This is a genomic window from Aquamicrobium terrae (genome assembly GCF_040545735.1).
In the GTDB taxonomy this organism is placed as follows: domain Bacteria; phylum Pseudomonadota; class Alphaproteobacteria; order Rhizobiales; family Rhizobiaceae; genus Mesorhizobium; species Mesorhizobium terrae_A.
The window spans coordinates 77,868-99,382 of the sequence record NZ_JBEPML010000004.1 but is presented as its reverse complement, the minus strand read 5'-3'; the positions used below and the strand labels follow the sequence as shown (position 1 = coordinate 99,382).

Genomic DNA, 21,515 nt, shown 5'->3' with positions numbered 1-21,515 from the left:
CAATGGTCCCCAGCCCGGTAGCGGACGGCGGCAAGGCTCCGCCATGCGCTCCGCTGCGGATAAGGAGGGTCTGTTCGGGTCTCGGCAGATCGGTGCGGGAACGCGGTTCCCGCTTCCGTTGGAACTCCTAGTGCTTCAGGATCTGGTCGAGGAAGGTCCTGGTACGCTCGTGCCTCGGATTGCCGAAGAACTCGCCGGGCGGGCCCGACTCCACGATGCAGCCGTCCGCCATCAGCACGACATTGTCGGCCACGGTGCGGGCGAAGCCCATTTCGTGGGTGACCACGATCATGGTCATGCCGCTTTCGGCCAGCGTGATCATGACGTCGAGCACTTCCTTGATCATCTCCGGGTCGAGCGCCGAGGTCGGCTCGTCGAACAGCATGATCTCGGGCTGCATGCACAGCGAGCGGGCGATGGCGACGCGCTGCTGCTGGCCGCCGGAGAGCTGGAGCGGATATTTGTGGGCCTGCTCGGGAATGCGCACCTTCTCCAGGAAGTGCATGGCCAGTTTCTCGGCTTCGGCCTTCTTCATCTGACGCACCAGCGTCGGGCCGATGGTAAGATTCTCCATCACCGTCAGGTGCGGGAACAGGTTGAAGGACTGGAACACCATGCCGATATTGCGGCGGATGGTGTCGATGTTCTTCACATTGCTGTTCATCTCCACACCCTTGACGAAGATGTGGCCGCGCTGATGTTCCTCGAGCCGGTTGATGCAGCGGATCAAGGTCGATTTTCCCGACCCCGATGGACCACAGACGACCACCCGCTCACCCTTGGCGACATTGAGGTCGACTTCTTTCAGCACATGGAACTGGCCGTACCACTTGCTGACCTGCTGCATCTGGATGATCGGATCGCTCTGGCTGTCGATATGCATGGGAAAGATCCTTTTCTGGTCTCAGACGCGCCCCGCATCGGTCCATTTCTCGACCCGACGCGCATAAAGGGAGAGCGAATATCCGAAGGCGAAGTAGATGAAGGCCACGAACAGATAGGCCTCGATGTAGAAGGAGCGCCACAACGGGTCCTGCATCACGGCCGTGGTGGCGGTGAGGATGTCGAACAGGCCGATGATGATGACGAAGGAGGTGTTCTTCATCGCCGCGATGATATGGTTGGTGATGGCCGGCAGGCTGATGCGGATCGCCTGCGGCAGGATGATGCGGCGTGTCGTCTGCCAATAGGTGAGGTTGAGCGAGGCGGCCGCCTCGTACTGGCCGCGCGGGATCGCCTGCAGGCCGCCGCGGATCACCTCCGCCTGATAGCAGGCGAAGAAGACGGCGATGCCGACCACGATGCGCAGCAGCTTGTTGATCTCCATGCCGGCGGGCAGGAACAGCGGGAAGATGTTGACCGCCACGAACAGGATGGTGATGAGCGGCACGCCGCGCAGTGTTTCGATGAAGATCACCGACGCGCCACGGGCGACCGGCAGATGCGAGCGGCGGCCGAGCGCGAGGATGACGGCCACCGGCATGCCGAACAGCACAGTGCCGGAAAACAGGATGATGGTGAGCGGCAGGCCGCCCCACTCCGAGGTCGGCACGTAGCGCAGGCCGAAGACGCCACCGAAGATCAGCACCGTCATCGCGGCGAACGATACGACCCACAGGGGGATCAGCAAGCGGCGGTTCCATAAGGCCGGCGTCAGCGAGACGACCACCGTCACCAGATAGATGGCGATGAACAGCACCAGCCGCCAATGTTCGTCATAGGGGTAGAGGCCGAACAGGATCGGGCGGTGTTTCTCCGCGATCACGGCCCAGCAGGCGCCGGCCGCCTGCTTGCACACTTCCGGATCGGTCGTGTACCAGACCGCGTCGAGCACGCCCCAACGCAACAGGAAGCTGCCGACCTTGAGCACGAGCACCGCGATGACGAGGGTGCACAGGGTCTGCGCCACGCCACCGAACAGGTTGATGCGAGCCCAGTTTGCCCAGCTCTGGCGTCCGTCGAACGGCAGTTGTGAAACGGGGGGCGAAATCTGCTGGATTGCCGACATCTAGCGCTCCTTGATCGCGACGGCGCGGTTGTAGAAATTCATCAGGCTCGAGGTGACCACCGAGATGATCAGGTAGACGACCATCATGATGGCGATGGCCTCGACGGCCTGGCCGGTCTGGTTCATGACCGTGTTGCCGACATTGACGAGGTCGGGATAGCCGACGACCACGGCGATCGAGCTGTTCTTGGACAGGCTGACATACTGGCTGGTGAGCGGCGGTACGATCACCCGCAGCGCCTGCGGCATGACGATGTAGCGCATGATGAAGCGCGGCCTGAGCGAGATCGAGCGCGCCGCCTCGGTCTGCCCCCTCGGCACCGACTTGATGCCGGCCCGCACGATCTCGGCGATGAAGCCCGACGAATACATGGAGATGCCGAGCAGCAGGGCCGTGAACTCGGGGCTGACATTCATGCCGCCGGTGAAGTTGAAGCCCTTGCGCAGGGGGATGTTCATCTCGCTCGGCATGCCGGCGAAGAGCCAGACCAGCAGGGGAAGGCCAATCATCGCGGCGAGGCCGATCCACAGCGTCTCGACATATTTGCCGGTCCGTTCACGGTGCCGGCGGGCCCAGCGGGAGAAGACGATGGAGAAGACGATCGCCACGACGAAGGCGGCAAACATCCACGTATAGGCCGGATTGCCGACCGGCACCGGCACGGTGAGGCCGCGGTTGGAAAGGAATGCCACGCCACCCATCTCGATGGCGCCGCGCGGGCTCGGCAGGTTGCGGATGACCACCGACCAGAAGATGACCTGCAGGATGACGGGAATATTGCGCACCACCTCGATATAGCCGGTGGCGAGCTTGGCCAGGGGCCAGTTGCGCGAGGTGCGCGCAATGCCGATTGCGAAGCCCAGCACTGTTGCCAGCACGATGCCGGCCGCCGTGACCACGAGGGTGTTGAGCAGGCCGACGAGAATCGCCCTGCCATAGGTGTCGCGCGCCGAATAGGCGATCAGCCGCTCGCCGATCTCGAACTGGGAAACCTGGTCCAGGAAGCGGAAGCCGGTGGCGATGTTCTGCGCCGCCAGGTTCGCGACCACGTTGGAATAGAGATAGTAGCCAAGCAGGCCGATGAAGCCCGCAAGCAGGACCTGATAGGCCAGGGACCTGAAGCCCTGGCTGTTCAGCAGGTCGGCCATGGACCGGCCGGGCCGCCGCTGCGAGCCGGTAGTGGTTGGTACGCTGGTCACGGTCTCTCCCTCGGTGCGTTCCTGCGGCACCGCTCCCCGCGGCCGCCGGCGGATGGCCGCCGATGCAGCCACTCCAGTGAACGGACGTTCATAGGCAAAATGAGGGCGGGTCCGATGGGCAAGACCCACCCCTTGGCGCGACCTTGCCGCGCCGTCGAACGGTTATTGGATCGGGAAACCGTAGAGGATGCCGCCGTCGCTCCACAGGCGGTTCAGGTCGCGGTCAAGCGCGATCGGCGACTTGGGTCCGAAGTGGCGGTCATAGATGTCGGCATAGTTGCCGACCTGGCTGATGACGTTGTAGCCCCACTTGTCGTCGAGACCCAGCTTCTGGCCATAGTCGCCGATGACGCCGAGCAGCGACTGGATGTCCGGGTCCTGCGACTTCATCTGCTCCTCGACATTGGCCTGGCCGACGCCCAGTTCCTCGGCGTTGAAGGTGGCGTAGATCACCCACTTGACGATGTCGTACCACTCGTCATCGCCCTGGCGCACGGCCATGGCCAGCGGCTCCTTGGAATAAATGCCCGGCAGCAGCATATGCGCCTCGGGGTCCTGGGTGTCATAGGCGCGGACACCCGGCAGTGCGGCCTTGTCCTTGGTCAGCACGTCGCAGCGGCCGGTCACATAGGCATCGACGAGCTGCTTGTTGTTCTCGATGACCACCGGCGTATAGCTGAGGTTACGGGCGGCGAAGATCTGCGCCACGTTACGCTCGGTGGTGCTGCCGGGGGCCATGCAGATGGTGGCGCCGTCAAGGTCCTCGATCTTCTCGACGCCTGCATCCTTGCGCACCATGAAACCGGTGCCGGTGTAGAAGATTGGCGGAGCGAAATTCAGGCCGAGTGCGGTGTCGCGGGTCAGCGTCGCGGTGACGTTACGAGCCAGCACATCGACCTCGCCCGACTGGATGGCGGGGAAACGCTGCTGGGACGACAGGGCCACGAAACGCACCTTGGCGGCATCGCCGAACACGGCGGAGGCCAGCGCGTGGCAATAGTCGACCTCAAAGCCGGCCCAGGTGCCCTTGCTGTCCGGCGCGGCGAAGCCGTGGCGGGCAGGATGCACGCCACACAGGATCTCCCCGCGCTCACGGATCTGCTTGAGCGTATCGCCGTTCGCGGCATGGGTCGCCTCGACTGTGGGCAGCAGGCCGGCAAGCAGCACGCTCCCCGAGAAAATCAGCTTCTTCAACATTCCGTCGTTCCTTCCCTACCTCTGGCTCTTTTTGCCGCTGGATGAAGCGGGTTCCCCGCAAGCTATTGGAAACATGTAGATTGACATGTAGCAATGCTTTTGTATACCAATGTTTTCACTTGCATGCAACGGATCAAATTACACCGGTAGCGGAAAGTGCGGCAGGCGGGCGAAACGCCCGGAGCCGCCGCGCCCGGCAGCAGGAGCGGAAAGGCAAAGAATGAAGAGCGAATATCGGCCCGACACCATCGTCACCCATGCCGGGCGCGAACCTGCCGCCCATCACGGCGCGGTCAGCGTTCCCGTCTACAGGGCCTCCACCATCCTGTTGCCCACGCTGGAAACGCTCGACAACAAGGAGAGCCTGCGCCTGCGCTACGGACGGCGCGGAACCCCGACCACGCATGCGCTCGAAGACGCCATCTGCGCATTGGAAAACAGCGACCGTGCGCTTCTGGCGCCGTCCGGCGTCATGGCCATCAGTGTCGTCCTGATGAGCTATGCCGAGCCCGGCGCGCATGTTCTGGTCACCGACAGCGCCTATGGGCCTACCCGCAAGTTCTGCGAATCGGTGCTCAGGAAGATGGGAGTCACCACCACCTATTACGACCCTGCCGCCGGTGAGGATATCGAGGCCCTCATCCGGCCCGAGACGCGGCTGATCTGGATGGAATCCCCCGGTTCCCAGACCTTCGAAATCCAAGATGTGGCGACCATCGCTCGCGTCGCCCGCAGCCGCGGCATCGTGACCGTGATCGACAACACCTGGAGCGGCGGCTACTTCTTCAAGCCCCTCGACCATGGCGTCGACATTTCCATACAGGCCGGCACCAAATATATCTCCGGCCATTCCGACCTGATGCTGGGCACCATCGCCTGCCGGGCGAGCGAATATGAGCGGCTGCGCGAAACCTATCTGCGCTTCGGCGTCTGCATCGGCTCCGATGACGCCTATCTGGCCCTGCGTGGCCTGCGCACCCTTGCCGTGCGGATGCGCCAGCATCATGTGGCCGGCCTGGAGGTGGCACAATGGCTCCAGCAACAGGATGAGGTTGTGCAGGTGCTGCATCCCGGCCTGCCCGACAATCCATACCACAATCTGTGGAAGAACTATTTCGGCGGCGCCTCGGGCCTGTTCGGCTTCATCATCCACGAAACCGACCGCAAGCGGCTGGCCCGCATGTTCGACGGCTTCAGCCTGTTCGGCATGGGCTCGAGCTGGGGCGGCTTCGAAAGCCTGATGACGCCGTCCAACCCCTCAGTCTACCGCACTGTCACCAGCTGGGTACCGAGCGGGCAGACTGTGCGCATCCATGTCGGACTGGAGGACCCCAGGGATCTGATCGCCGAGATAAGGGCCGGCTTCGACAGGCTGGGTTGAAACCATGGTCCTTTGCCCACGCATCGGTGGCCGCCCATGAAGCTGACGCTCGACACATTCGAGGCCGGCAATTCGCCCTTCGATACGCTGCTGTCCGCGATCGAGCGCGGCGAACTGCCGCCGGGCTCACGTCTGCGCGAAACGGAGCTGGCCGAGATGTTCGGCATGAGCCGCACGCCGGTGCGCGAGGCGCTGCACCGCTTGCAGGCCATGGGCCTGGCCGTGCCGGGCGCGCGGCGTGGCCTCATCATTGCCGAACTCGACTACGAGCAGTTGCGCCAGCTCTTTTCGGTACGCGAGCGGCTGGAAGGCATGGCAGCCTATTTCGCCGCGCTGAATGCCTTGCCGCCGGAGATTGAACTGCTCCAGAGCATGGTCGCGCATGATGCCGGAATCACCGAGGGCGATGTGCTGCGCGACCGCAACAAGGTCTTCCACCGCCAAATTTGCCGTGCCTCGCACAATGCCTATCTGGTCGAGATGCTGGAGAACCTGCGCATCCACCAGAGCCTTTTGCGCGGCACCACCTACCGCACCGGCGACCGCATCGGCACGGCGCAGGCCGAGCATGCCGAGATCGTCGCCGCCATTGCTCGTCGAGACGCCGATGGCGCCGAGAAGGCCGCGCGCAACCACATCGCGAACGGCTATCGCGTTCGCATTGCGCATCTGTCCGACGGTCGCGCAAACGGCTGAAGGGCCGACGGGGCTCCGCCGTCCTCCCTGCCCCGGGCTTTCACGCCTCGCCCACTGCGCCTTTCCATGCCCGCCATTCCCATTTTCAAGCCATTGGGGCGGCGGGGATAAGGGCGGCGCCAATCGTTACAAGCATAAATATACATTTGTGTACAAAAGTTCTTGAATTGGCGAATGCAGGCGGTAAAGCTGCTTTTCACGTTCCCGCGCCGGGCATGCCGTTGGCAGTGCCGGCCCGGGATGGTCGATCACTTTGGAGTCCACCCGCATGACCGAACAGGCCCGGGAGCAGCACCGCTCCGACAAGCTCGCAGATTTCATTTCCACCGCCGGCCGTCGGGCATTGCCTGCGGACGTGAAGGAGGTCGCCCGCCAGGCGCTGGCGGATTACCTTGCCGTCTCGGTGGCCGGCCATGAGGACGGCGCCGTCAAGGCGCTGCGCAAGCTGGCGGCGGGGTGGGGCATGAACGGCGGCGCCCGGGTCTTCCTCGGGCCGCGCACCCAGCCGGCGGTGGCAGCGCTCATCAATGGCACCATGACGCACGCCATGGACCTCGACGACGTGCACTATGCCGGCGGCGGGCATCCGAGCGGCCCCTGCTGGTCGGCGGCGCTTTGCCTTTCGGAACATCACGGCGCGTCCGAGGAAACCGCTCTTGCCGCCTTCGTTACCGGATACGAGGTCATGGCCCGGCTGGGTGGCGGCGGACAGAACGGCGTCGGCCGCACGCTCCAGCATCTCGGCTTCCATCCCACTTCCATGTTCGGCCGGGCCGGCGCGGCGGCGAGCGCCGGCGTGGTTCTAGGCCTCAACCGGCAGGAGGCCGCCTATGCGCTGGGCGTGGCAGCCACCACCGCAGGCGGCCTGGTGGGCTCCTTCGGCACCCATTCCAAGCCCTTCCATGCCGGCAAGGCCGCAATGGACGGCATCATGGCCGCGGAGATGGCGAAGGCCGGCTTCGTCGCCGCCACCGACCTCTACGAGGTCGACAAGGGCCTGCTGCCTTCGTATTTGCGTGACGCCAGCTATGAACTTCCGGAGCTGAATTTCGACCGTCAATGGTACGTTCTGGGCAATGGCTACAAGCGCTTCGCAAGTTGTCGCGCCACCCACGCGGCGGCTGAAGCCGCGCAGGGCGTGAAGGACAGGATCGGCAACCGCACCGTCACCAAAATCACCGCCTATGTGAACCCGATCGCCCTGATCGCTGCCGGCAACCCGGCGCCCAGGACAGGCCTGGAGGCGCGTTTCAGCACCTATTGCTGCATCGCCATGGGTCTGGCCGGCTACCGGCTGAGCGCCTTCGACTTCACCGACGACATGCTGGCGAACCCGGTCGTCGCCGACCTGCTGCCGAAGATCGAGTGCATCCCGGTCAAGGGTCAGTCAGAAGTCGCCGCCCGGCTGGTGATCGAGCTGTCCGACGGCCAGCAGGTGGAGGGCAATGTCGACATCGTGCTCGGCCATCCCGATAAGCCGATGAGCTGGGACGACATCCATGACAAGTTCAAGGGCCTGACCGAACCCGTGCTGGGCGAAAGCGCGGCCGCGCAACTGTTCGAGCTGGCCCGAAACTTCGGCGCCGCAGACGGCTCCATCGCCGCCATATCGGCGCTTCTGGCCGAACGCGAGCGGGTGGCTGCCTAGCTTCCCGCTTCTCCCGCATTGCCACTGCCGCATTGTGCAAATGTCGGCAACGGCACTTGGCCGTCGGTTCCGATCTCTGTATCAGGGTTGAAGGGGCAGGATTTTTCGCACCCGACAAGAAGACCGGCATGGCAATCCGCCAAGGCGGCCGCCGCGGGGATGAAAATGCTGGAGGAGGGTTGTGGAAGATGGCACCGCGCACCAGGACAGGTAACCGTCCGAAGGACCAGGCTTCGGAGGCGAGGTCCGAGCCCCATGCCATGAGCTCCGGCGATCTCACCACTGAAGTCTACCACAAGGTCCGCGACGCCATCCGCAGGGGTGTTCTGTCAATCGGCGAGCGCGTCACCGAGGCCGAGCTTGCGGCGCGTTTCGGTGTCTCGCGCACACCGGTGCGTGACGCCATCATACGCCTCGAGGCGGACGGGCTGCTCACCAACGAGCCGCGGCGCGGGCTCATCATCACCGATCTCAGCCATCAGCAGACGGTCGAGCTCTATTTCATGCGCGAAGTTCTGGAAGGGGCCGCGGCACGACTGGCGGCGCAGAGCGCCAGCGACATCGAACTGCGCACCATCGCCGAAATCGCCGAATCCGAAGCCGCGCACGAGAACGATTTCGCCGAGCTTGGCGAGATCAACCTGAAATTCCACCAGATGATCGTGCTTGCCGCCCACAACCGCTATCTTCTGCGCAGTCTGGGCCAGCTTTCGGTGACGATGTCGCTGCTGCCCAGCCTGCTGTCGCGCGGCAACCGCGCGGCGATGGCAAGCGCCGAGCACCGGGCCATCGTGACGGCCCTTCTCGCCCGCGACAGCGACGCCGCCGAGGCCGCCGCGCGCCAGCATGTGCGCTCCTCTCTCCAGCATCGCATGCTGCTCAACATCAAGGATGCCTGACTTTTTCAGGAGCGGATCGCGGTCGCGACATGGCTGGCCAGATCCCAGAACGGCCCGACCACCAGATTGTTGATGAGCATGCGCACGAGGTGAAAGCCCAGCACCAGCGGCACCGCGACCTCCAGCGTCGCTGCGGTGATCACCATTTCCGGTGTGCCGCCCGGCGCAAGCCCGAGGACCACGGCCTCCGCCGGCAGGCCCGACAAGGCGGCGAGCCCCATCGCGACGGCGGACAGAAGCACCACCATCAGCAGGGATGAAGCGAGCGAGGCCAGCGCCAGCCGGCGGCTGCCGAGCAGGAACTGCCGTGTCAGCTTGACGCCGAGCCCGGCACCCATGCCGACCTGAGCGGCATTGGTCATCCATTGCGGAAAGCCGGACGGCGCATGCCATAGCACGGTGATCGCCATGGAGCACAGCAGCGGGCCGATCAGCCATGGATTGGCGGCCTTGAGCCTGCCGAGGACCAGCGCCACGCCCACGCCGAGCGCCAGCAGCAAGGCGATGCCCGGCCAGTAGACAGCCAGCGGCTCGGGATGAAAGGCGCTGGCGCCCTGCGGATTGCCGAGTAACGCCACTGCCGGAGGGATGGTCAGTACCACGACGACCATGCGGACGGTCTGGGCGAAGGCGACAGGCGGCACTTCCGCACCGGCCCGCTCGGCCAGCACCGGCATGACGGCGATGCCACCCGGGACGGCACAGAAATAGCTGGTGTTCAGGCTGAGGCCGGCCATCCTGGCAAACAGCGGGGTCAGCGCCAGCCCGCACATCACGGTGATGACGCCGGCGCCAGCGATGGTCGGCAGCGAAGACAGCACCGCGGCCAGTACCGGCGGCGTGAAGCCGACGCCGAAGCTGGCACCCAGCACCACCATGGCCATCGGCCTTGTATGCGCGGGCAGCGACACCGGCTTAGACCACACCAGCATGGCAGCGGCCACCATGGCCCCGATGGTCCAGGCCAGCGGCACATGCAACAGGGAAAAAACGTAGCCGCCGAGCGAGGCGACGGCCAGCGTCAGGAGAATCTGCATCGGGAGTGTTCCCTGTTCATAAAGCCGGCATCAGGCGCGCACCGTGTCGGCCCTCCCGGCCTGGAGGAGCCTACGCCCACCGCTGATGCGGCTGCTGCCCGCCGCCAGGATTTAGCGAAAGTCGATCCGATCTGAAAGGGACATGTCACGCTGCCCGGCCGACCTCGTTGAGCGGGCGGGCGAGAACCCTGCCCTCGAACAGGCGGCGCGCGGTGCGCAGGATACCGGCCAGAAGCTTGCCGTCCCGCAGCCGTAGCCTGACATCGATCTGGCCGCTCGGATGCTCGAGGGCCAAAACCGCCGGCAGGTCGCGCATGCCGATGAGGCGCGACGCCACGGTTCCTTCTGTCACGCAGGCGGTGGCGATGCCGACGGCGCCGGTGGTGGCGAGCGCAGGGTGGCAATCCTGCGGCATGAAATAGCGCACGGCTAGATCTCCGCCTTTGGCCGGGGGGGCGATGAGGACCGGCTTGGGGATGACCTGACCGCTCACGTCGCCCAGCCCCATGCGCCGGCCCGCCTCCACCCGCAATGCGTCCAGCCGGGCAATCAGCGTCGCGTCGGCGTTCAGTCCGGCGGGGGTCTCGTGACCTGTGAGGCCCAGCGCCTGCGCTTCCAGGAGCATCATCGGCATGGCGCAATCGATGCAGGTGACCTCGATACCGTCGATGACCTCGCTGGGGTGGCCGGTGGGCAGAAGCTTGCCGGTGCGTGCGCCGGCCGCATCCATGAAGGTCAGGGCGATGGGCGCCGCCCTGCCCGGCACGCCGTCGATCGCCGCCTCGCCGAGATAGGATACCTGGCCGTTGGGCGTCGGGATTTCGGCCTCGATGATCTTGCGCGTGTTCACATTGTGAATGCGGATCACGGTCGTGCCCTGCCGGACGCGGACAAGACCGGCCTCGGCCGCAAACGGCCCGACGGCGGCCAGCATGTTGCCGCAGTTCGGCGAGGTGTCGACGACGCCCCGGTCCGGGCGCACCTGGGCGAACAGATAGTCGACATCCGCACCCGGCACGCTCGACGGACCGACGATGGCCACCTTGCTGGTCACCGGATTACCGCCGCCGATGCCGTCAATCTGCAAGGGATGCCCGCTGCCCATCACCGACAGCAGAATCTGATCGCGCTCCTGCGGATCTTCTGGAAGGTCGGACGCCAGGAAGAATGCCCCTTTCGAGGTGCCGCCCCTCATCATGACACAAGGAATGGAGAACAGGTCATTCATGCGTGGGTTCCGCAGTATTTATGTGATATTATTATCAGTTACGATTTTTATTCCATTTATCGGATAAACATTGATATGAGAAATGCCGAGATTTGCGGAGTTAATGCGCAATGAGCATCAATTGTGAGATACTGGATCTGCGTGCCTTTCTGGCCGTCCTGGAGTTGGAGAGCTTCCACCGTGCCGCCGAGGCGCTGCACATCTCCCAGCCGGCGCTGAGCCGCCGCATCCAGAAGCTGGAAGCGGCGATCGGAGCGCCGCTTCTGGAGCGCACCACCCGCCATGTCGCGGCCACGGCGCTCGGCGCCGAACTGGTGCCGCTGGTGCGGCGCATGCTGGAGGAGTTCGACGGCTCGCTGTTCGCGGTTCGTGATCCGGGCGTCAATCGCGGTGGGCTCGTCACCATCGCCTGCCTGCCGACGGCGGCCTTCTATTTCCTGCCTACCGTCATTCGCCAGTTCAACAACGAGTATCCCAACATCCGCTTCCGCATCCTCGACCTGCCGGCCACCGACGGCTTGCAGGCGGTGGCGCGCGGGGAGGTCGAGTTCGGTATCAACATCATGGGCACGGCCGACCCCGACCTGATCTTCGACAAGCTTGTCGAGGACCCCTTCGTGCTGGCCGCGCGCAATGACCATCCGCTGGCCGCGCGCGCGGAAGTCGACTGGTCGGAACTGGAGCCGCACCGGCTGATTACCGTGCACCGCTCCAGCGGTAACCGGACCCTGCTCGACGCCGCCCTTGCCCGCTCCAACATCAAACTGCGCTGGTTCTACGAGGTGACGCACCTGTCGACGTCGCTGGGGCTGGTCGAGGCGGGACTGGGGATCTCGGTGCTGCCCAAGACGGCCACGCCGCTCGGGGACCACCCCTTCCTTGTCACCCGCCCGATCCGCAATCCCGAGGTCTCACGCACGATCGGGATCGTGCGCCGCCGTGGCGCCATCCTTTCGCCGGCAGCCGAACGCTTCCTGCAAATGCTGATCGGCACCTGGCGGCACGACTGACCGATGCGCGTCGAACGCTCTAACCGCCAGATAGCTGTCAGGCGACCCGCAGCACCGATTGCGGCTCGGCCATCTCGTAGCCCAGCGCCTCCGCCACGGCGGCATTTGTGATGCGGCCCTTGTGCAGGTTGAGCCCGTTGCGCAGATGCGGATCGTCGAGAATCGCCTTCAGGCCCTTGTCGGCCAGTTGCAGCCCGTGGTGCAGCGTGGCGTTGTTCAGCGCATGGGTCGAGGTGACGGGCACCGCCCCCGGCATGTTGGCGACACAATAATGGATCACGCCGTCGACCTCGTAGGTCGGCTCGGCATGGGTCGTGGGATGCGAGGTCTCGAAGCAGCCGCCCTGGTCGATCGCCACATCGACCAGCACCGCGCCATTCTTCATGCCGGACAGCATCTCGCGGCTGACCAGCTTGGGTGCCGCGGCGCCTGGGATCAGCACCGCGCCGACCACCATGTCGGCCGAGAAGCACTCCTCCTCCAAAGCCTCGACGGTCGAGAAGCGGGTGTGCACGCGGCCGTTGAAGAGGTCGTCCAGCTGGCGCAGACGCGGGATCGAGCGGTCGATGATGGTGACGTCCGCTCCGAGCCCGGCTGCTATTCGGGCGGCCTGGAGCCCGACCACGCCGCCGCCGAGCACCGTCACCTTGCCGGGTGCCACGCCCGGCACCCCGCCCAGCAGCACGCCGCGGCCGCCATTGGGCTTCTGCAAGGCCGTCGCGCCCGCCTGGATGGCGAGGCGGCCGGCCACTTCCGACATCGGCGCGAGCAAGGGCAGGCCGCCGCGCTCGTCGGTTACCGTCTCGTAGGCCACCGCGGTGACGCCGGAGGCCAGCAGGCCCTTGGCCTGCGCCGGATCGGGAGCGAGGTGGAGATAGGTGTAGAGGATCTGGCCTTCGTGCAACTGCGCCCATTCGCCCGGCTGCGGCTCCTTGACCTTCACGATCATGTCCGAGCGGGCATAGACCTCCTCGGCGGTCGCGGCGATATGGGCGCCGGCGGCGCGATAGGCATTGTCGTCTGCGCCGATGCCGATACCGGCGCCGGTTTCCACCAGCACCTCGTGGCCGTGCGCCACATATTCGCGCGCCGAAGCCGGCGTCAGCCCGACGCGATATTCATGGTTCTTGATCTCTTTGGGGCACCCGACGCGCATAAGCTTTTCCTCCCGTCACTCTCCCCTCGCCGCGAAGTAAAACACCGTGAAGGCCGCATGTCCAACGCGACGCGCGACGAGACACCGGCTGTTTGCATATGCAAATAGGCTCCCGGAAAACCTCGGAAAAGGGGAAACCCGCAGCTATCATGCAGGGCCCCGCCGGCGCAAGGCGCCCTGGGCAGACCGATGAAATTTCTACCGCGTGGCGGGTGATGGAATTTAAGAACCGCTGAACACGATGCGGAAACGTTAGGCGCACCCTCGCGCGAGGGTGGTCGCTCAGGGCAACCATCAGGCAACCCGTACGTTGGGAAGACGACTGCGGGCTGCGTCAATCGGGCATGGCGGTAAGGTGAATGGCAGGGTTTTCCCGATTTCCCCTGCTGGCCAACGAAGCGGCAGACGAGCGCCTGTCCCGCCCGGCCCGCAGTTTTGTTGCCCAGCTAAGGAACCGCTTTCGCCTTCGGCCGTTCATGGCCTCGATGGAAACGCTGGCGCAAGAGTTCGGCCATGACACATGGCTTCCCTTTCCGGTCATCGCGGCGCGGCTGCTTCTGGCGGCTGTTTTCGGTGCGGTCGTGGGCATGGAACGGGAGTGGCGGAACCAGCCCGCCGGCCTGCGCACCCACATCCTGATCTGCCTCGCGACGGCGGCCATCGCCATCCTCACCATCGAGATCACCCATGTGGAGGACTTCGACGGACAGGAAATCCGGATCGATCCCATCCGGCTGATCGAGGCGACGACCGCCGGGGTGGCGTTCCTCGCCGCCGGCCTGATCTTCTTCGCCAGAGGCGAGGTTCACGGCCTTACAACAGGCGCCGGCATGTGGCTGGCCGGTGCGATCGGCCTCGCCGTCGGGTTGGGGTTTTGGCAGATCGCCAGCTTCGCCACCCTGCTCGCGGTGATCGTGCTCGGCCTCCTGCACATCGCCCAGCGGCACAAGCAGCCGGATGAAAAAGAAACCCGCCCGGCAAAGCCGGACGGGTCCGATAGGGGTGCCGCTTCCTAAGGCGTTTCTGCTTTTCCTTGTATCGCCAATCCCGCTCCGGGTTTTGTTTTGACGCCTGATCCCGAAAAGCCTGCACTTTCGGGATCATGCTCCAGGATCAGTCAAGCCAAGTCTGACGACCGTACCAGTCATCGACATCGCGCCGCACGCGATCCTTCTCCAGCCCGTAGCGCTCCTGAATCTTGCCTTCGAGCTGGTCGCGCTTGCCGGCAATGACATCCAGATCGTCGTCTGTGAGCTTGCCCCACTGTTCCTTGACCTTGCCCTTGATCTGCTTCCAGTTTCCTTCGACGCGGTTCCAATCCATGTCTGGCCTCCTTGATTTCAGTCACAGGAAGGAAACGCATCAATGGCCAAATGGTTCGCGAACTCTCCGCGTGGACCGCCTGCATCCGGAAGGACTCCGCCCCCGCGCCCTAGTAGCCGCGCCGAGGGTTGACCAGATGCAACGGTTCCCTGCCCGCCCCAACCCGGCGGATGCTCTCGGCCACGTCGCGGGCGGCGGTTTCCGGCACTGTGATGCTCGCCAGATGCGGCGTGATCAGCACATTGTCCATCTCCCAGAATGGGTGATCCGCCGGCAGCGGCTCGGTCCAGAACACGTCGAGCGTCGCCCCGCCGAGGTGACCGCTCTGCAGGGCCTCGATCAGCGCCGGCTCGTCCACCACGGGGCCGCGCGAGGCGTTGACGAACTTGGCGTCCTGCGGCAGGGCGGCAAACACGGATTCGTCGATCAGGCCACGCGTCTCCGCCGTCAAAGGCAGCATGTTGACCAGAACCTCGACCTCGGAAAGGAAACTATCGCGTTCCGAGTTGGAATAGCAGCGCACGCCGGCGATCTCCTTTGGCGCATGGTCCCAGCCGGACACGTCGAAGCCGGCTTCGGCCAGCGCCGCCGCAGCGGCCGCGCCGAGATGGCCGAGCCCCATGACGCCGACCTTGATGCGGTGGAGCGGGCGCGGATGAATATAGCGCCATTGGCGCAGGCGCTTGGCCTCCTCGAAGGCTGGGATGTCGCGCGCATAGCGGATGACCGAAAACAGCACATAGCTGCGCATCAGCGTTACCATGCCGGGATCGGACAGGCGCGCGATCGGCACGTCGGGCAGGTCGGCCCGGCCGGCAAGGGAATCGATGCCGGCGCCCAGATTGACGACGAGCTCGAGGTTGGCGAACGGCGCGAAGAAGCCGGGAAACGGCTTCCAGGCCAGCACGTAGCGGATGTCCGCGGGGTCGCCGACCTCGGGATAGACGCGGAAATCGAGGTCCGGCAGTTCCGCCTTCAGCGCCTCCTCCCACTCCTGCGGATCGTCGAATTCGCTGTAGAACAGCAGGGCGCCGGAGCGGGCATCGAGGGCCGGCTTGGCGCCGGAAAGAACATTGGTCTGGTTCATGTCATGCATCCTGTCGAAAGGCCGGTGTTTCGTGGCAAGGCCGCGAAAAAAGCGCGAGCGGCCCCTGCCCTGCCGTCACGGGCATCGTGACGGCAGGGTTTGCTGGCAAGGGCGGCCGGGTTACTTCATCAGCAGGTTGGGAAGCGTCGTGGAGATTGCCGGGAAACACACCAGCAGCAGCAGGAAGCCGAACAGCGCCAGCAGGAAGGGCGTGTTGGCCCGCACCACCTTCAGCACGTCCTCCTGTCCTATTCGGGCCGCCACGAGCAGGGCAAGGGCCACCGGCGGCGTGATCTGCCCGATGATGACGGTGACGACCATCAATATGCCGAAGTGAACAAGGTCCACATCCAGCGCCAGCAGCGTCGGCAGAAGGATCGGCATGATCATCGGGATCAGCGGGTCGAGCACCATGCCGGCGACGATTGCCAGCCCGAGCAGCACGAGGATCTGCGGAATGGTGGACTCGAAGGGGAACAGGTACTGCAACCCTTCCGCCAGGGCGATCGGCACCCTTGCCTGCGACAGGGCCCAGCCGAGTGCTGTCGAGAAACCGACGACGATCAGCACCTCGCCGGTGAGGATGGCCGCGTCGACCATGACCTCCTTGAGCTGGCGCAGGCTCAATGTCCTGTAGACGAGCATCGACAGGACCAGCGCATAGGCGACGGCGAACGCGCCCGCCTCGGACGGAGTGCAGATGCCCAGCACCAGCCCGCCGAAGATCAGCGTCGGCATGCCGAGCGGCAGCACGGCGCGGCGGAAGGTGCGCACCAGTTCCTGCCAGGCGAAGCCCTGCATCGGCTTCCAGCCGTGGCGGCGCGCCAGAATGCCGACCGTCAGCATCAGCACCAGCGTCATCACCAGACCGGGCACCACCCCGGCCAGGAACAGCGCTCCGAGCGAGGTGCCGGTGACCGCCGAATAGAGGATCATCGGCGAGCTTGGCGGCACGAGAATGCCGATGCCGGACGCGGTCGCGGTCAGGGCCGCCGAGAACGGGCCCGGATAGCCCTCCTCCTTCATCTTGGGAATGACGACGGAGCCGACGCCGGCCAGGTCGGCCACCGAGGTTCCGATCATGCCGCCGAACATCAGGCTGACGGCGACGTTGACATGGGCAAGGCCGCCGCGCAGCCAGCCGAACATGGCGCTGGCGAAGGCGAACAGCCGGTCGGCGATGCCGCCGGCGTTCATCAGCCCGCCGGCAAGGATGAACAGCGGCAGGGTGATCAGGATATAGTCACTGATGCCGGAGATCGTCTGCTGCGGGAAGGACAGCGCCCAACCGCCGCTGATGCCGAGAAACACCAGCACAGAGGCGGCGAGCGCGATGACCACCGGCACGCCGGCCAGCGCCAGCACGCACAGGGTCAGGATCGTTGCAACTGCAAGCCATAACATGTCCGTTTCTCCTCAGCGCCGGCGCAGGTTTGCGGCAAGCGCGATGGTCACGCCCACGGTGGTGAACAACAGGCCGCCGATCACCCACCCCTTGGGGATGCGCAGCACGGGCGTCAGGTCCTTGCCGAACACCATGAGATATTGCCAGGTCAGCCAGCTGAAAATGGCCATGACCCCGATCGAGAACAGCGTGCAGCCAATCATCAGCATGCGCGCCGCCCGCGGCGGAAGCGGACCCGTGAGGATGTCGCACGAGATCAGGGCCCCGCGCATGGTGGCGATCACCATGCCTGCGGCGCCGAGCCATACCAGCATGTTGATGACCAGCTCCTCCGTCCAGGGCAGCGGCATGTTGAGAACATAGCGGCTGAGCGCGTTGCCGAGGACCAGCAGCGTCGTCACGCCCAGAAGCAGGACGGCCAGCCATTCCATGCAGGCATTGACGAACCCTCGCGGCTTCACCTTTTCGGCCTCGCCTGGAATATCGATTCCAATTCCCTGTATGTCGCTCATCCGGCACCTCCCGGCTCATCGGCTTCGAGCCCTGCGAACAGCCGCCCGTAGCCCGGTTTCGCTCCCTTTACGCCCGCCACTTTCAGGCTGTGCCAGAACGAGGCCTGGACGGCGGAGATCACCGGCTTGCCAAGTGCCGTCTCCAGCGCCTCTATGGCGCCGACCGACCTGAAATTGGTGCAGCTTATGAACACGGCTGTGGCGTCGGGATGATCGATGTCCATGACCATGTCGTAGACCTGCTCCAGCGGCACCTCGGCCAGCGCCTGATCCTTGTCGATGCCGAGGTTGCGGTGACGCAGCACCGTGTGCCCGTTTTCCTCCAGGAAGCGGATGGCGCGCGCATGCACGCCGTCCACATAGGGCGTGGCCAGCACCACCGGGCCGGCCTTCACCTGCGCCAACGCCGCAAGGCTGGCGGTCGAGGCTGTGGTGATGTGCGGCCCCGGTGCCCAGGTTTGCAGCTTCCGGGTCAGCGCCACGTCATAGGCCGTTCCATGCAGGAAGGAGGCGCTGGTTCCGCCGAAGCACAGCACGTCGATGGGGGCCGAGCCGAGCAGGCGCGCGGCCTGCTCCAGTTCCGGCGCGTTCATCATCTCCTCGATGCCCTCGACGGTCACCTTGGGCAGCCTGATGCGCGTGGTGTGGACCGAGACGCCCTCGGCCGCCATCGCCCACATCTCGGCCTCCATGACCACGCTGGAGGCCATGAAGATCAGTCCGATCCGGGCCAGCGAGCCATCGCCGTCGTAGCGGAAGCGGGGATGATGCCCGCTTGCGGTCCTTTGTAACAACTGGGTGTTCACTTCACGATCTCCAGCGCCTTGTTCATGAATTCGGGCGTGACGATGTTGGCGAGCTTTTCCGCAACCGGCTCGGCCGCCGCCTGGAACGCGGCGGGATCGATGGTGTTGATCTCAACGCCGGCGGCCTTGAACTCGTCGATCAGCTTGGTGTCGCTCTCGTCGGAAAGCTGGCGGGTTTTCTCGCCTGCCTTGCGCGCGGCATCCTTCAGCTTGGCCTGCAATTCGGGGCTGAGTGCGTCCCAGGCGCTGCCGTTCATGGTCAGGATGATCGGCGTGTAGACGTGATTGGTGATGGAAATGTACTTCTGCACTTCGAACAGCGAAAATTCCTTGATCACCGATAGTGGGTTTTCCTGCCCGTCCAGCGCGCCCTGCCGGAGCGCCACATAGGCTTCGCCGAGCGGCATGGGCGTCGGCGCCGCGCCAAGCGCACTGAAGGCGACGATGCGTCCCTCGTTGCTGGGCGTGCGCAGCTTCAGGCCCTTCAGGTCCTCCGGTTTGGCGATCGGCTTGACATTGTTGCTGATCACCCGAAAGCCCAGCTCACCATAGCCGAGCACTTCCAGGTTGACCGTCTCGCGCAGCGACTCGGCCAGCAACGTCCCCAGTTCGCCATCCATGGCGGCGCGGGCAGTAGCCTTGTCCTTGAGCAGAAACGGCATGTCGAAGACCGCGAACTTGCTGTCCAGCGCCACGATGTCGGACCCCATCGAGACAACCTCGACCTGGCCGGCGCGGATCAGCTCGGCCAGGGCGTTCTCGTCACCGAGCGCGCCGCCCTCGAAATATTCGATCGCCACCTCGTCGCCCGCCGCGGCCTGAAGTTCGTCGCGGAACGCGCCCAGCATGACATTGGTCGGGTCGCGGCCCGTGGTCTCGACCGCGAGGCGCAACCGGGTCTGGGCGTCGGCCCCGGCGGTGAACCCGATGACGAGGCCGATGGCGGCCAGCGCCGCAAGCTTGTATTTTCCGAGCATGTCTTTCCTCCCGTTTCTCCAGATATGAATTCAGTCATTCGCGACGCCGCCCCAGAGGCAGCGCCCGGATTTTGCCTAATCATCAGGCCGGATGCCCGAAATTACGGCAGTGATGTTGCCCTAAATCTTTCTGAAATGCCCATATCGCAGCCATTTCCCCTTTGGTGGCCGGCGACATGCCATCGTTCACCCTCGAGGAGATCATCATCTTTGGACGATTCACCTCATTGATTTCTTGTATTGACTTGATCACAGGATCGGCATCAATAAAAATACTTTTACCCCATAATCAAGATAGGTTTTGCCTATGCATCTCTCCCTGCGCACGCTGAACTACATCGTCACCACCGCCGACACCGGCTCCGTGACCGAGGCTGCGCGTCGGCTCAACGTCTCCCAGCCCTCCATCTCGGCGGCGATCGGCCATATGGAGGAGCAGCTCGGGGCCCAGATCTTCGTGCGCCATCATGCCCGCGGCGTGACCCTGACCGTGGCCGGCCGGCGCGTCGTCAAGGATGCCAGACTTCTGCTCAACCATGCACGTGATTTCGGACAGAGCATCATGTCGCTGGGCGACGGCTTGTCCGGCGAGATCACGGTCGGCAGCTTCGTCACGCTGGCCACGCGCTTCATGCCCGGTCTGCTTGCCGAGTTCGCCCAGCGCGTTCCCGGCATCTCTGTCAATCTGGAGGAAGGCAACCAGCAGGAAATTCTCGACGGGCTGGTTTCGGGGCGCATGGAGACGGCGCTGGCCTATTCCTACGCCCTGACCGACGAGGTGGTCGGCGAGGTGCTGGCCGAACTGCCGCCCTATGTGCTGGTGGCGGCCGATCATCCGCTGGCCGGGCGCAGCTCGGTGAGGCTGCGGGAGCTGGCCGACGAGCCCTTCATCCTGCTTGACCTGCCGCATTCGCGCGAATATTTCTTCAGCCTGTTCCTGGCCTGCAAGATCGAGCCTCGCATCGTCTACCGCACCCGCTCCTACGAGCTGATCCGCGGGCTCGTCGGCCACGGTCATGGCTACACCATCCACAACGCCGTGCCGGGCACCACATTCGGCTATGACGGCTCGCGCATCGCGGTGCTGCCGATCGAGGACCGGCTGGCGCCCGTCCACGTGATGAGCCTGAGCCTGCGCCGCCAGACCATGCGCCCGGCGGCCCGGATGTTTGCCGATTATCTGAAGGAAGCGTTCGCCCCGGGAGGGCTGTTCGGCACGCCGCCGGCGCGCCCGTGACGACAGTCGGCCGGCGCAGTCTCCGGCACGTTGCCGAAAGCGCTGCGCCGGGACCGTCATCGGATCACCGTCCCGTGACGGCGGCCGCCAGCTTGCGGAACTTGGAGCGGATCACCGCCATCATGATCTTGACCATGTTGAGCTCGTTGGGCGGCGCGGGCTGCCGCACCGGCGGCGGAACGGCAGCGGGACCGTCCGTGCCATCCACGGCAACGACGGCCTCCTGTGCATCCGCCACGGGGCTGGCGGCATTGAGCTGGCCTTCGAGATTGCGGGCGAACTCGCGGCAGATCTGCTCGGCCACCGCCTCGACGATGCCGCCGCGCGCGAACTGCGCCAGCGAGCCCGACAGCGTGTAGTCCACTGCCACATCCACGTTGGTGGCGGCCCCGCCATTGGCTTCGGTCAGCGTATAGACCACGTTGCCCTTGGCGCGGGAGGCATGGCTCTTGTCGATGCCGGCACCGATGATCTTGCCGGTATAGGAGGCCTCGTCCGCCTCGATATCGACCTCGCCGCCGAAATCGGCCTTCACCGGGCCGAGCTTCACCGTCATGCGTCCTTTCGCCTTGGTCGGCGAAGACTGTTCGGTCAGGGCCGCGCCGGGTATGCACTGCACGACGTTCGGCAAATCCTGGAAGCGCGCCCAGACCATGGCGCGCGGATGGTTGACGGTGAAGTTCTGCTTCAACTCAGGCATTTCAACTG

Annotated in this window: 21 protein-coding genes; 7 read left to right on the top strand and 14 right to left on the bottom strand. The window is 64.9% G+C overall.

Annotated features, from left to right (window positions below; translation table 11 throughout):
• Positions 1–127 precede the first annotated feature (127 nt).
• From ABID37_RS07605 to ABID37_RS07590, 4 genes are all read right to left on the bottom strand, one after another.
• The gene (locus ABID37_RS07605; protein WP_354193654.1) at positions 128–883 is read right to left on the bottom strand and encodes an amino acid ABC transporter ATP-binding protein; all 756 of its coding nucleotides are present in this window, start codon (positions 881–883) and stop codon (positions 128–130) included.
• 21 nt (positions 884–904) lie between these two features.
• Positions 905–2,008 carry an amino acid ABC transporter permease gene (locus ABID37_RS07600; RefSeq protein WP_354193653.1) on the bottom strand — a complete coding sequence of 368 codons (1,104 nt, stop codon included), beginning with the start codon at positions 2,006–2,008 and terminating at the stop codon, positions 905–907.
• Positions 2,009–3,208, bottom strand: a complete 1,200-nt coding sequence (locus ABID37_RS07595) for an amino acid ABC transporter permease (RefSeq protein ID WP_354193652.1) — start codon at positions 3,206–3,208, stop codon at positions 2,009–2,011.
• A 162-nt stretch (positions 3,209–3,370) separates the two neighbouring features.
• Complete coding sequence (locus ABID37_RS07590; RefSeq protein ID WP_354193651.1) at positions 3,371–4,405, bottom strand: amino acid ABC transporter substrate-binding protein; 1,035 nt, start codon at positions 4,403–4,405, stop codon at positions 3,371–3,373.
• Between the two features lie 220 nt (positions 4,406–4,625).
• On the opposite strand from ABID37_RS07590, the gene metC reads away from it, so the two are divergent.
• The 4 genes from metC (at position 4,626) to ABID37_RS07570 (ending at position 9,029) form a co-directional block, all read left to right on the top strand.
• Positions 4,626–5,786, top strand: a complete 1,161-nt coding sequence (gene metC, locus ABID37_RS07585; protein ID WP_354193650.1) for a cystathionine beta-lyase — start codon at positions 4,626–4,628, stop codon at positions 5,784–5,786.
• Positions 5,787–5,822: 36 nt separating this feature from the next.
• A complete protein-coding gene (locus tag ABID37_RS07580) occupies positions 5,823–6,482 on the top strand; it encodes a GntR family transcriptional regulator (protein WP_354193649.1) in 660 nt (219 codons plus the stop codon).
• Positions 6,483–6,750: 268 nt separating this feature from the next.
• On the top strand, positions 6,751–8,130 hold the full coding sequence (locus ABID37_RS07575) for an MmgE/PrpD family protein (RefSeq protein WP_354193648.1): 1,380 nt from the start codon (positions 6,751–6,753) through the stop codon (positions 8,128–8,130).
• Between the two features lie 188 nt (positions 8,131–8,318).
• A complete protein-coding gene (locus ABID37_RS07570; RefSeq protein WP_354193647.1) occupies positions 8,319–9,029 on the top strand; it encodes a GntR family transcriptional regulator in 711 nt (236 codons plus the stop codon).
• Between the two features lie 5 nt (positions 9,030–9,034).
• Here ABID37_RS07570 and ABID37_RS07565 read toward each other — a convergent pair whose 3' ends face one another.
• Together ABID37_RS07565 and ABID37_RS07560 are read right to left on the bottom strand one after the other, a co-directional pair.
• Positions 9,035–10,066 carry an AbrB family transcriptional regulator gene (locus ABID37_RS07565; RefSeq protein WP_354193646.1) on the bottom strand — a complete coding sequence of 344 codons (1,032 nt, stop codon included), beginning with the start codon at positions 10,064–10,066 and terminating at the stop codon, positions 9,035–9,037.
• A gap of 145 nt (positions 10,067–10,211) precedes the next feature.
• Positions 10,212–11,294 (bottom strand): 4-oxalomesaconate tautomerase, encoded by a 1,083-nt coding sequence (locus tag ABID37_RS07560; RefSeq protein WP_354193645.1) that lies wholly within the window; start codon positions 11,292–11,294, stop codon positions 10,212–10,214.
• A gap of 110 nt (positions 11,295–11,404) precedes the next feature.
• Here ABID37_RS07560 and ABID37_RS07555 point away from each other — a divergent pair, with 110 nt between their 5' ends.
• Positions 11,405–12,304, top strand: a complete 900-nt coding sequence (locus ABID37_RS07555) for a LysR family transcriptional regulator (protein WP_354193644.1) — start codon at positions 11,405–11,407, stop codon at positions 12,302–12,304.
• A gap of 37 nt (positions 12,305–12,341) precedes the next feature.
• On the opposite strand, the gene ald is transcribed toward ABID37_RS07555, so the two are convergent.
• A complete protein-coding gene (gene ald, locus ABID37_RS07550) occupies positions 12,342–13,460 on the bottom strand; it encodes an alanine dehydrogenase (RefSeq protein ID WP_354193643.1) in 1,119 nt (372 codons plus the stop codon).
• 485 nt (positions 13,461–13,945) lie between these two features.
• On the opposite strand from ald, the gene ABID37_RS07545 reads away from it, so the two are divergent.
• On the top strand, positions 13,946–14,476 hold the full coding sequence (locus ABID37_RS07545) for an MgtC/SapB family protein (protein ID WP_354193871.1): 531 nt from the start codon (positions 13,946–13,948) through the stop codon (positions 14,474–14,476).
• A gap of 97 nt (positions 14,477–14,573) precedes the next feature.
• On the opposite strand, the gene ABID37_RS07540 is transcribed toward ABID37_RS07545, so the two are convergent.
• From ABID37_RS07540 to ABID37_RS07515, 6 genes are all read right to left on the bottom strand, one after another.
• Positions 14,574–14,783, bottom strand: coding sequence for a CsbD family protein (locus tag ABID37_RS07540; RefSeq protein ID WP_354193642.1), 210 nt, complete (start codon positions 14,781–14,783; stop codon positions 14,574–14,576).
• A gap of 109 nt (positions 14,784–14,892) precedes the next feature.
• Entirely contained in the window at positions 14,893–15,870 is a 978-nt protein-coding gene (locus tag ABID37_RS07535; protein ID WP_354193641.1) for a 2-hydroxyacid dehydrogenase, read from the bottom strand.
• A gap of 120 nt (positions 15,871–15,990) precedes the next feature.
• Positions 15,991–17,274 (bottom strand): TRAP transporter large permease, encoded by a 1,284-nt coding sequence (locus ABID37_RS07530; RefSeq protein WP_354193640.1) that lies wholly within the window; start codon positions 17,272–17,274, stop codon positions 15,991–15,993.
• Between the two features lie 12 nt (positions 17,275–17,286).
• Complete coding sequence (locus ABID37_RS07525; protein ID WP_354193639.1) at positions 17,287–17,787, bottom strand: TRAP transporter small permease; 501 nt, start codon at positions 17,785–17,787, stop codon at positions 17,287–17,289.
• Entirely contained in the window at positions 17,784–18,593 is an 810-nt protein-coding gene (locus ABID37_RS07520) for a maleate cis-trans isomerase family protein (RefSeq protein ID WP_354193638.1), read from the bottom strand. Before ABID37_RS07520 ends, ABID37_RS07525 begins: the two co-directional genes overlap by 4 nt.
• Positions 18,590–19,570, bottom strand: a complete 981-nt coding sequence (locus ABID37_RS07515) for a TRAP transporter substrate-binding protein (protein WP_354193637.1) — start codon at positions 19,568–19,570, stop codon at positions 18,590–18,592. Before ABID37_RS07515 ends, ABID37_RS07520 begins: the two co-directional genes overlap by 4 nt.
• Positions 19,571–19,877: 307 nt before the next feature.
• On the opposite strand from ABID37_RS07515, the gene ABID37_RS07510 reads away from it, so the two are divergent.
• Positions 19,878–20,807, top strand: a complete 930-nt coding sequence (locus tag ABID37_RS07510; RefSeq protein ID WP_354193636.1) for a LysR family transcriptional regulator — start codon at positions 19,878–19,880, stop codon at positions 20,805–20,807.
• Between the two features lie 64 nt (positions 20,808–20,871).
• Here ABID37_RS07510 and ABID37_RS07505 read toward each other — a convergent pair whose 3' ends face one another.
• On the bottom strand, positions 20,872–21,507 hold the full coding sequence (locus ABID37_RS07505) for an SRPBCC family protein (RefSeq protein WP_354193635.1): 636 nt from the start codon (positions 21,505–21,507) through the stop codon (positions 20,872–20,874).
• Positions 21,508–21,515: the final 8 nt, after the last annotated feature.